This window comes from Gemmatimonadaceae bacterium (assembly GCA_036273715.1).
Classification (GTDB): Bacteria; Gemmatimonadota; Gemmatimonadetes; order Gemmatimonadales; family Gemmatimonadaceae; genus JADGGM01.
Genome location: DASUHB010000048.1, coordinates 67,390 through 78,816 on the forward strand (window position 1 = coordinate 67,390; position 11,427 = coordinate 78,816).

Below are 11,427 nucleotides of genomic sequence, written 5' to 3' on the forward strand. Positions count from 1 at the left end.
TGCTAACAGAGTTAGTGCCGTCGGGATGATGACCAACGCGCCGCCAGGCATCTTGACCCGATACCTTGGTGGCGCGACATTCGTCGGATGCAGTGAACCTTCGACCAAGGAGTGAGCCATGCGCCGCTTCGCCCGCGCCGCCGCGGTAGGTTGGTTGGTCGTGCTGCCCGGCGTTAGTGCGCTGGGCTGTGCCCACGAGGTCGCGCTCGATCCCCACGCGCCAACGGAAGTCACCCTGGTGAACGACATGGGGACGTGGTATGACCTCTACCTGGTCCAGGGTGTCCAACGCGTCCAGGTTGGGCGGATCGATTCGAAGTCGACGCTCACCTTGAAAGTCCCATCCGACCTCTCCTATTCGGGGTCCAAGGTTACGCTGCTCGCAATACCGGCGTTAGGCCAGCGATACTCGTTTTTCCACCGATTCATCGCCAATCCCGGCACGCACGTTCGGATGCGGCTGCCGAGGTAATGTCGCGGATGACTCCCGCGCTTGAATGGGATCGGAGACCACCCATGCCAAGAGTACGCCAAAAGTCGCGAAAGGACCAGCAGGCCGATCCAGTTGGGATGCAGCCAACGATGCGGCTGGACCATGGGACCGTGACCACCCGGTGACGGTGGCGATGATTCAGGCTTTGATTCCGTTGGGCTTGAAGGCAGTCGAGGAGGCGCTACTGGGGGAAGTGGAGCAGTTGGCGGCGCCGCGCTGGGGGGATGCCGCATCCGGCGGTGGTGCGCTGGGGCGCGCAACGAGGGTCGGTGTACCTCGCCGATCAGAAGCTGGCGATCGCGGTATCGCGCGTGCAGGATCCGGCGGCGGCACGCGAGGTACCCCTCACCACGTACGCCGCGCTCCAGCAGCCGCGCGCGCACGATGTCGGGCTCTTCGCCGTGTGTTAGGCAGGATCTCGTGTCGGGAGCGCTACGCGCGCGCGTTAGTGAATCTCATTCAAGTCTTGCCCAAGGACACCACGATCGCGATGACGCCGGACACCACCTATACGCAGTTTCAGATTGACTTGTCTAGGAACCCAGAGTGACGGCTGCTCAGGCGTTCAACATTTCGTGGGCTGCGAATTACGCTGCAGGTATGCTGGCCTCAAACGCTACATACATACGCTCGAATTTTCCGACTTTCACCGCGTCTCAGCAATTACAAGCGACTGCCGCCTCGTACAATTTTGGAGTTGGAAATATTAGTGGAGACCCCAACACTATTGACCAAGGATCAACCAACAACAATTACGGGAGCAACGTAGTTGGGCTGATGTCTTGTTTCTAACAAGGGGAGAATTATGGCGAGCCTTGCAAAGATAGCTGTGATTTTCTTGCTCTGGGCCACTCAAACGATGTTGGCCGGCGCGGCGCACGCACAAGGTGTCGACGACCGATCTCTCAAGACTTTCCTGCGAAGTTATCTTGAACGACTAGAAGACAAGTCAACACGCTACTCGGCATCGCCCGTGACATTTGATGCAGAGGGCCGTGACATCCTTGTCTATGTTACTGGCCGGTCGTGGTGCGGAAGCGCTGGGTGCATGGCGCTCCTTCTCCGGCCTAACGACGACTCGTTTAAAGTCATTACTAGGTTTACTCTCGTCAGGCTTCCGATCATGGTCTTGCCTTCTAAAACAAACGGATGGCACGATCTCGCTTTGTCAGTAGCAGGCGGCGGAGTCTTGCCTGGTCGGATGGCGATCTTGAAATTTGATGGGCATACGTACCCTAACAATCCTTCGATGGCGCCGAAGTTGGCGACCGATCTGGCCGGTGCAGGCACTAAGGTTCCGCTAAGCGAGCATGGTAGCCTTGTCTATTAGCAAGTTTGCTCCGAAGGCTATCCAGTCGCGAAGTCTGCCGGAGGAATCGTCGCGCGACTGGACCTGCGCACGCCGTTAACGAGCTGACCGCGCGCGAGCCCGCGACCGCGGCTGCCTACGTTAGCCTGATCGGCGGCTCCCTCACGCGCTTCTTCGTCAGCGCAAACACCGCGTTTGTAGATGAACACCCAAATTTTGGTGTACTTGCATAGCCACCAACGCGCTTGAGCCGGCGATGCTCATCCTCGAGCGCGCGCGGCCGCTTCGCGTCGTCGACCTTGAGCCCGCCGTACTTCCGCCGCCACTTCTACCACGTCTCACGCGAAATGCCGTGGCGGCGTATGAGCTCGCCGGTCTTTCCGCCCGCGGCACTCTCCTACAGAATCGCCGATGATCTGTTCGTCCGTAAAGCGACTCTTGCGCATCGATCCTCCGTAGTGAGGATCGGCAAGAATAGCTGGATCAGAGGGCGGGGGTCACGTCACTACTATGACCCGCAACTCGCTTGCTTCATTTCCGAAGAGGCTACTTTCTACAATTGACAATTCATGCGGACACAGCGTCTGGGCTGGCCACGCATTGGTCGGCCCGGGACAGCGGGCCTACTTCAGAAACCGCCGTTCACGGCCGGCGTCGCGGCGATCCCGATATTCGCGACTGCTCGCGGGTGAGTCGCTCTTAGCTTAAGCTTCGCAGGGTGGTTCGCTGCTGCTAACTACGTTAGCCTGATCGGCAGCTCCCTTACGCGCTTCTTCGTCAACGCAAACACCGCGTTCGCCACCGCCGGCGCGATCGGCGGCGTGCCCGGCTCGCCGATCCCGCCCGGATGCTCGCTGCTCTCCACGATGTGCACGTCGATCTTCGGCGCCTCTCTCATTCGCATCACGGGATAATCCGCAAAGCTGCTCTGCTGCACGCGACCATCCTTGATCGTGATCTCGCCCATGAGCGCAGCCGAGAGCCCGTAGATGATCGCGCTCTCCATCTGCGACTCGACGATGGCGGGATTCACCACGATCCCGCAGTCCACCGCGCACGTCACCCGATGCACGCGCACCTTCTGCGCCTCGAGGCTCACCTCGGCCACCTGTACCACGATCGTGTTACCGAAGCCATCGAGTAGCGCGATGCCGCGGGCGTGCCCGTTAGGCAGCGGTTTCCCCCAGCCAGATTTCTCCGCGGCCAGATTCAGTACCGCCAGCCGCCGCGGGGAGCCGGCGAGCAGGTGACGCCTGAGCTCCACCGGATCCTTGCCGCCCGTTGCCGCCAGTTCGTCCAAGAAACTCTCGACTACGAAGTCCGTGCTCGAGTGCCCAACGGAACGCCACCACCACACGGGCACGGGCGCCTCGGGAATGCCGTACTCTACGTGCATGTTCGGGATCGCGTACGGGAAATCGTCCCCCGTCCCCGACACGGCGTCGCCATCGATGCCCTTTTCCACCGCCTGCTTGCCGTATTGCGCGAGAATCGACGGTGCCACGAACTTGTGCTCCCACGCGACCGGCCATCCATTCGCATCGAGCTTCGCACTCAACCGGTGCAGCGCGGCCGGCCGATAACCATCATGCTGAATGTCGTCGGGCCGGTCGTAAATCACCTTCACCGGCGCGCCGGCAGCCTTCGATGCTTCTACCGCGTCGGTCACGAAGTCGGTTTTCGAACGCCGGCCGAAGCCGCCGCCTAAAAATGTGGTGTGGATCGCAATCTGGTCCTTCGTCAAGCCCGTGATCTGCGCGGCCGTGTCCAACGCACCAGTCTGATTCTGCGTGGGCACCCAGACGTCGCACCCATCCGCCCGCACGTGGGCCGAGCAGTTCATGGGCTCCATCGTCGCGTGCGCCAGATACGGCAGGCGATACTCGGCCTCCACGGTCTTGGCGGGGTCGGCGCTGGCGACACTGCCGCTGTCGCGCACGACAGCCAACGGCTGCGCAAGCCGGTCCTCGAAAATCTTCCAGATGCCGGCCGAGTCGAGCGTCGCGTTAGGCCCGAGGTCCCACTCGACGGCGATTGCGTCGCGCCCCTTGTACGCGGGCCAGTAGCCGTCGGCGAGCACCGCGACGCCGCTCGAGATCTGCACCACCTGCCTAACGCCGGGCTCGGACCTCGCCTTGGCGTCGTCGACATGCGCGACCTTTCCGCCGAACACCGGGCAGCGCTTGACCAACGCGACCAGCATGCCCTGCCGGTGCGCGTCGATGCCGAAATCCGCCGTGCCGCGGGTCTTGGCCGGAGTGTCGACGCGCTTGGTACGCGTGCCGACGATGCGAAATTCCGAGGCTTGTTTGAGCTTCGGTTGGGCCGGTACAGCCAGCTTCGACGCGGCGGAAGCCACCTGTCCGTACGACACCGATCGCTTGGACGCGGCGTGCACGACCGTTCCGCTCTCGGTGCGACACGACGCCGCATCGACACCCCACTGCGCAGCGGCGGCCGTCACCAGCATCTCGCGCGCGGCCGCTCCGGCCGCACGCATCGGATCCCACGAGGTGCGCACCGAGGTGCTGCCGCCCGTGCTCAAGCGGCCGTGCCGCAGCGCGATGAAGGCCGCGGTCACCGGCGCCTGCTCGACGCGCACCTGCTTCCAGTCGGCATCGAGCTCCTCGGCCAAAATCATGGGGAGCGCCGTCATCACGCCCTGGCCCATCTCGGACTTGTCGAAGTAGACGGTGACGGTGTCGTCGGCGCCGATGACGAGCCACGCGTTGGGCGACAGCCCGGCATCATCGCGAGGCCTTTCGCCTAACTTGGTAAGGCGGTCGGCCGAGGGCAGGTAGAGCGCGATCAGCAGTCCGGCGCCCGCGCCGGCGCCGGAGCGCAGAAAGTCGCGGCGGTTGACGGTGCTGGCCATGTCACACCTCCTGCGACGCGCGGTGGATCGCGCTGCGGATGCGATTGTACGTGCCGCAGCGGCAGATGTTGCCGGACATCGCGCGATCGATGTCCTCGTCGGTCGGCTTCGGGTGGGCGGCGAGGAGCGCCGCGGCCGACATGATCTGTCCCGACTGACAGTAGCCGCACTGCGGGACGTCCTCCTCCACCCAAGCCTCCTGCAAGCGGCGGCCATGCTCGTCGGCCAGCCCTTCGATGGTGGTCACCGTACGGCCGGTGGCGGCGGAGATCGGCGTCTGGCACGAGCGGACCGCCCTGCCGTCCAGATGCACGGTGCAGGCGCCGCATTGTCCCATGCCGCAGCCGAACTTGGTGCCCGTTAGACCGATCGAGTCGCGGAGGACCCAGAGGAGCGGGGTATCGGCGGCGACAGTTACGGTCTGCGAGCGCCCATTGACGAGGATGGTGAACGACGGCATGGGGTTCGGGCTCCGATGCGATGTCTGTCTCTTAGTGTAGGGGCGGTGTGCGGTCAACGCTACGGGCTTGGGCGGTTGGGGTCGCTACCGAGGGGCGGCCATGTCGGGCCGCGGCACCGGTTTTCGATTACTGGGAAACACGTCGTACACGCGCGCGCCGAGCCGGCTTTCCGGGGACGATGGCGCGCGGCCAGCACGATCACCGGAGGCTGTGACTATGCGCAGGAGTTCTTGGTTGGCGATCGGCCTCGCGGCGATCCTCGGTGGGATCGTCGCGGGCTGCTCCGAAAGGCCGACGGAGGTGTCGGCGGTGCCGACGGGCAATCGGAGCGCGAGCGGGGACACGATCACCCCGCGTCTCGTTAGACAACTGGCGAAAGGCCGCGGCATCACCCCGCTGCCCCATCCGCCGGTCGTGCGACCCGCGCTGGTGCGGCTCGGCCGCGAGCTGGCGTTCGACAAGATTTTGAGCGGCAACCACGACGTCTCGTGCATGACGTGCCACCTCCCGCGCTACGAGACCGGCGATGGGCGCAGTCTCTCGATCGGATCGGGCGGCACGGGTCTCGGGCCTAACCGCACGCACCCGGATGGCGTGAACATACCGCGCAACGCGCCGCCGCTGTTCAACCTCTATGCGATGCGCCACCTGTTCTGGGATGGCCGCGTCGAGGTCGATGGGCACGGCCACTTCACCACGCCGGCGGGCACGCAGCTCACCACGTCGATGACGCGCGTGTTCGAGTTCGGCGCGCTCTCGGCGCAGCCGATGTTCCCGCCCACCAGCGCGGCCGAGATGCGCGGCTCGTCGGGGAGCGAGCTGTCGGGCTTCACCGACAACGACGCAACGCTGATCTGGGCGGCCCTGATGCGCCGGTTAGGCAAAATCCCCAAGTACCGGCGCATGTTCGAGCGCGCCTATCCGGGCACGCGCTTCGATGACATGAACTTCGCGTACGCTTCGAACGCCATCGCCGGATTCATCGTGAGCGACCTGACGTTCCGCAACACGCCGTGGGACCGGTTCATGGATGGCGACGACCGTGCGCTCACGCAGGCGCAACTGGACGGCGCCGCGGAGTTCCTCACGCTCAAGTGCTCGATCTGCCACAACGGCGCGACGTTCAGCGACGACCAGTTTCACAACGTCGCAGTGCCGCAGATCGGGCCGGGCAAGGGCAACGGCGTCTCCGGCCTCGATGATTTCGGCCGAATGAACGTGACGGGCGACCCGGCAGACCAGTACCGTTTCCGCACTTCGCCGCTGCGCAACGTAGAGCTGACCGGACCCTATGGCCACGACGGCTCGATCATCTCGCTGCGCGATTTCATCGACCACTACAGCAACTCGGACGAGAAGCTGATGGACTACAATCCGGCGCAGTTGATCGCGCCGCTTCAACGGACCGTGTTGGACAACAAGGCGTCCGTGATCGCCGAGCGCGACACGGTCATCCTGGGAGTCGTGCTGACGCCGGAGGTCGAGGACAAGTTGATGAACTACATGTCGGCGCTCACCGACCCGGCGGCACGCAATCTCTCCCGCCTAACGCCAAAGGCGGTGCCGAGCGGCTTGCCGATAGACAAATAAAGGCGGACAGGACGGACAGGCCCGGCCCTGTCCGTCTTGTCCGCCTTTGTCCGTCTTCAGCGTTAGGCGCCCCGCTCCGGCACAGCATGCGTCGGGGACGAGGGCGAACCGGTCGATTCGGACCTTGCGGGCTCATGTACCGTCGGGCATACTGCGTGGTCGTCTCCCCCCTCACGTCGCACTATAGAAGGAGTGTCCCGATGTCGTTCGCACCTCGCCGTCACTGGGTGCTGTCGGCCCTCGCCGTGTGCCTGGCCGCGGGCACCGTCGCGCTCGCCATGCCGGCGCAGAGCGCACCCGCAGACAGCTCGGCCGCTCGCAGCAAGGATGGCAAGCGCCTCTTCGGCAGCGCCGAGGCGCTGCGCGTGGCGCGCGTCTCGGCGCCGCGGTTGTCGCCCGACGGGTCGCGCGTGGCGTACCTCGTCTCGTCGCTCGACATGGACAAGGACAAGCCGGGGAAGACGGTGACGCATCTGTGGGTGGTGCCGGCGACCGGTCCGGCGTCGGGGGCGCGCGAGTACACGCGTGGCGAGAAGAGCGTGGCCGGGACGCGGTGGTCGCCCGATGGAAAGATCATCGCCTTCACGATGGTGGCCGGCGAAGAGAAAGACTCGCATCCGCAGGTCTGGTTCGAGTACGCCGACGGCGGCGAGCCGTGGCAGGTGACGAAGCACAAGGATGGCGTGCGCGGCTTCGAGTTCTCGCCTAACGGGAAGACGCTGCTCTTCATCGCGTCGCCGGCGCCCGATGCCGACCAGGAGAAGCGCCAGAAGCTGCACGACGACGCGGTCGTCGTCGATCACGACCTCAAGTTGGCGCAGCTCTGGACGTGGGATGTCGCGACGGGCGCCGAGCGGCAGATCACGCACGGCGACAACAACGTCACCGATGCGCACTACTCGCCCGACGGGACGCACATCGCGTTCACGACGACGCCGACGCCGCTCCTCGACGACAACGGTCTGCAAACGGCGTGGGTGATGGACGTCGCGAGCGGCAGCGTGCGCAAGGTGGCCGACACGCCTGACTACACGAGCATGCCGCGCTACTCGCCCGACGGGTCCTCGATTGCGTATCTCGATACGCGCGAGGCATCGCTGGGCCAGCAAAATCTGTACGTCGTGCCGGCGTCGGGCGGGCAGGGAAGAAGTCTGACGACCAAGTTCGCGCTCAACGCCAGCGAACCCTTCTGGTCGCCCGATGGGAAGTCCGTCTATTTCTCGTCGGAGACGCGCGAGTCGAACGAGATCTTCGCGGCGAACGTCGCAGACGGCACGGTGAAGCAGGTGACGACGATGCCGGGCGTCATCGACATCGGCGGCGTGAGCACCGATGGACACACGGTGGTGGGGACGCGCGCGGATCCGACGCACCCGGCGGACGTGTACCGCTCCGACCTGTCGTTCGCCACGATCGAGCCGATCACCAACCAGAACGCGTGGCTGGCCGATTACGCGTTAGGCACATCCGAGGTAATCACCTGGAAGAGCAGCAAGGATGGCATGGAGATCGACGGCATCGTCACCAAGCCGGTGGACTTCGTTGCATCGCACAAGTACCCGACGCTGCTCAATCCCCATGGCGGCCCAACCGGCGCCTCGCTCCTCGGCTTCAATCCCGGCGAGCAGATCATGGCGGCCAACGGCTATCTGGTGCTCGAGCCCAACTTCCGGGGCTCTTCGGGGCGCGGCGAGGCGTTCGCGTCGGCCAACCAGAACGACTGGGGCGGCGGCGACTACAAGGACGACATGAGCGGCGTGGATGCGGTGATCGCGCGCGGCTGGGCCGATCCGACTCGGTTAGGCGCGTTCGGCTGGTCCTACGGCGGCTTCATGACGTTCTGGATCGACACGCAGACCGACCGCTTCAAGGCGATCTCGCCGGGCGCCGGGCTGCCCGATCTCTACTCGATGTATTCGCAGACCGACATCCATCGGTATCTGCGGCTCTTCTTCAACATGAAGGCGCCGTGGGACAACTTCCAGGAATACTGGGACCACTCGCCGATGAAGTACGTGAACAACGTGAAGACGCCGACGATGATCCTGCACGGCCAGGCGGACACGCGCGTGCCGATTCCGCAGGCCGAAGAGTTCTATCGGGCGTTGACGGAGCGGCACGTGCCGGTGGAATTCGTCACGTATCCGCGCGAGAACCACGGCTTCGTCGAACCGCGGCACATCGAGGACCGCTATCAGCGGTATCTGGTGTTCTTCGGCAAATACCTCAACAATCCGCCGGTCACCGAGCCGCGCGATGTGGTCGAGCGGATGAGCAAGGACCTCCCCGCACAACAGGTTGCCACCGCCAAACCATGATGTCGGTTCATTCATCGCATGCACCACGCCTAACGCTGCGCGCACGCGCGGCGTTAGGCAAAGTCACCGTGGCCGCGTTCGCTGCCGGCGTCGCGGCGTGCTCGCAGAAGCCGGCGCCGGCCACGCCCGCCTCCACGACGCAGACGGCCGAGCTCCCGCCGCTCAAAGTGGTCGATCCATCGTACATGGACACGACGGTCAAGGCGTGCATGGATTTCAACCTCTACGCCAACGGCGGCTGGCTCAAGCGCGATACGATTCCGCCGGCGTACTCGGAGTCGGGCGTGTTCAAGGACATGGCCGACCGCAACGAGCTGGTCGTGCGATCCGTGCTCGACGACGCGATGGCGAAAGCCAAATCACTGCCGGACACGAGCACGCAATACAAGTTAGGCACGTTCTACGGCAGCTGCATGGATTCGTCGGCGGCCGAGGCGGCCGGCGTGTCGCCGATCAGACCGCAGTTGGCGGCGATCGATTCGATCACGTCGACGGCGGGACTGATCCCCGAAGTGGCCGCGCTCCAGATGGCCGGCACGAACGTCCTGTTCCGCTACGGACCGTCGGTGAACGCGCACGATGCGGAGCACTACATCGCCGACTTCGACCGCGGCGGGTTAGGCATGCCCGACCGCGACTACTACCTGAGCGCCGCGCCGTCGGCCGACTCGATGCGCCAGGCGTATCGCGCGCACATCGCGAAGCTGCTGGTGTTGGGCGGCGAGGATAGCGCGGCGGCGTCGAAGGACGCCGAGCGCGTGATGGCGCTCGAGACGGAGATGGCCAGGGCGCAGCTGCCGCGCGTCGCGCGCCGCGATCCCAAGGCCACCGACCATCAGATGGCGTTTGCGAAACTGCACGAGCTGGCGCCGGACGTCGATTGGACGGCGTATCTGCACGACGTGGGTCTGTCGTCGCCCGTGTCGCTCGTGAACGTGGGTGAGCCGGCGTACTACAAGGAGCTCAACGCGCTCGTGGCGAAGCGCCCGATCGAAGATTGGCGCGCGTATCTGCGCTACCACGTCCTGTCGAGCGCCGCGCCGTGGCTCTCGTCGGCGTTCGTGAACGAGAATTTTGCGTTCGCCTCGCGGTTCAGCGGCGCCAAGGAGCTGTTGCCGCGCTGGAAGCGCTGTCTGCGCGTGACCGATGCGCAGTTGGGCGAAGCGTTAGGCCAGGCCTACGTGGCCCGGACGTTCCCGCCCGACGCGAAAGCCAAGGCGAAGGCGGTGATCGACAACATCCGCGCCGCGTTCCACGATCGGCTGCTGCGGCTCACCTGGATGTCCGATTCCACGCGGGCACACGCGCTGGACAAGCTGGCGAAGATGGGCGAGAAGGTCGGCTATCCCGACACGTGGCGCGACTACTCGAAGCTCCGGGTATCGACGGGAGCGTTCGTGCTCGATAACCAGAACGCGTCGCGCTTCGAATGGGAGCGCGTGGCGCAGCGGCCGGGCCAGCCGGTGGACAAAACGGAGTGGGGCATCACGGTGCCGACGGTGAACGCGTACTACAATCCGAGCAAGAACGAGATGGTGTTCCCGGCGGGCGCGCTGGTGCCGCAGACCTTCGACCCGAAGGCGGACGACGGCGCCAACTACGGTTCGTTAGGCGCGAGCTGGGCGGGCCACGAGATGACGCACGGCTTCGACGACGAGGGCCGGCACTTCGATGCGCAGGGCAACCTGACGGACTGGTGGACGCCGGCGGACTCCAAGCGGTTCAACGCGCAGGCCGAGCTCGATGCCAAGCAGTACGACGGCTACATCCAGGTCGACACGTTCCACGTGAACGGCCACCTTACGTTAGGCGAGAACATCGCCGACTACGGCGGCGCGCTCACGGCCTACGATGCGCTCGAGAAGGCGCTCCAGCGCGATGGCCGGCCGGGCCTCATCGACGGCTTCACGCCCGAGCAGCGGTTCTTCATCGGCTACGCGCAGAGCTTCCGCGTGCATTCGCGGCCGCAGAGCCTGATCACGCGCGTGAAGGTGGACCCGCACTCGCCGGAGAACTGGCGTGTGGATGGCCCGCTGTCGGACATGGAGGCGTTCGCGAAGGCGTTCGGCTGCAAGCCGGGCGATCCGATGGTCAGGCCGAGGAATGTGGTGCCGAACATCTGGTGACAGGCGGACAAAGGGCGGACATACAGGCGGACAGAGCGCGGACATACAGACGGACAGAGCGGGGACAAAGATGAAAAAAGAGAGGGTCTTCGGGATTTCGTGCGGGTGATCTCAAGGTGTGGGAAGGCGTACTGAGCCCTGAGGCGCGCAGGCAGTGACCGCGTGGCGAGGCGCCGCCCAAACGCCACATGGAGGCATCTACGACAAAGGCTCAAAAGGATAACGACGAGGATGTAAGAGATGGGGTCGGCGCAT

7 protein-coding genes are annotated in these 11,427 nt (G+C 64.8%); 5 read left to right on the forward strand and 2 right to left on the reverse strand.

Going from position 1 to position 11,427, the window contains the following annotated elements; genetic code table 11:
* Positions 1–118 precede the first annotated feature (118 nt).
* Both VFW04_10730 and VFW04_10735 read left to right on the forward strand, forming a co-directional pair.
* Positions 119–472, forward strand: coding sequence for a hypothetical protein (locus VFW04_10730; GenBank protein HEX5179797.1), 354 nt, complete (start codon positions 119–121; stop codon positions 470–472).
* A gap of 245 nt (positions 473–717) precedes the next feature.
* Positions 718–903 (forward strand): hypothetical protein, encoded by a 186-nt coding sequence (locus tag VFW04_10735; GenBank protein ID HEX5179798.1) that lies wholly within the window; start codon positions 718–720, stop codon positions 901–903.
* 1,635 nt (positions 904–2,538) lie between these two features.
* Here the strand turns inward: VFW04_10735 and VFW04_10740 are convergent.
* Together VFW04_10740 and VFW04_10745 are read right to left on the reverse strand one after the other, a co-directional pair.
* Complete coding sequence (locus VFW04_10740; protein HEX5179799.1) at positions 2,539–4,677, reverse strand: xanthine dehydrogenase family protein molybdopterin-binding subunit; 2,139 nt, start codon at positions 4,675–4,677, stop codon at positions 2,539–2,541.
* Between the two features lies 1 nt (position 4,678).
* Positions 4,679–5,137, reverse strand: a complete 459-nt coding sequence (locus VFW04_10745; protein ID HEX5179800.1) for a (2Fe-2S)-binding protein — start codon at positions 5,135–5,137, stop codon at positions 4,679–4,681.
* 217 nt (positions 5,138–5,354) lie between these two features.
* On the opposite strand from VFW04_10745, the gene VFW04_10750 reads away from it, so the two are divergent.
* The 3 genes from VFW04_10750 to VFW04_10760 all read left to right on the forward strand — a co-directional run bounded on the left by VFW04_10750 (position 5,355) and on the right by VFW04_10760 (position 11,172).
* Complete coding sequence (locus VFW04_10750) at positions 5,355–6,728, forward strand: cytochrome c peroxidase (protein ID HEX5179801.1); 1,374 nt, start codon at positions 5,355–5,357, stop codon at positions 6,726–6,728.
* Between the two features lie 200 nt (positions 6,729–6,928).
* Positions 6,929–9,046, forward strand: a complete 2,118-nt coding sequence (locus VFW04_10755; protein ID HEX5179802.1) for a S9 family peptidase — start codon at positions 6,929–6,931, stop codon at positions 9,044–9,046.
* Entirely contained in the window at positions 9,043–11,172 is a 2,130-nt protein-coding gene (locus VFW04_10760; GenBank protein ID HEX5179803.1) for a M13 family metallopeptidase, read from the forward strand. Before VFW04_10755 ends, VFW04_10760 begins: the two co-directional genes overlap by 4 nt.
* The last annotated feature ends 255 nt before the right edge of the window (positions 11,173–11,427 follow it).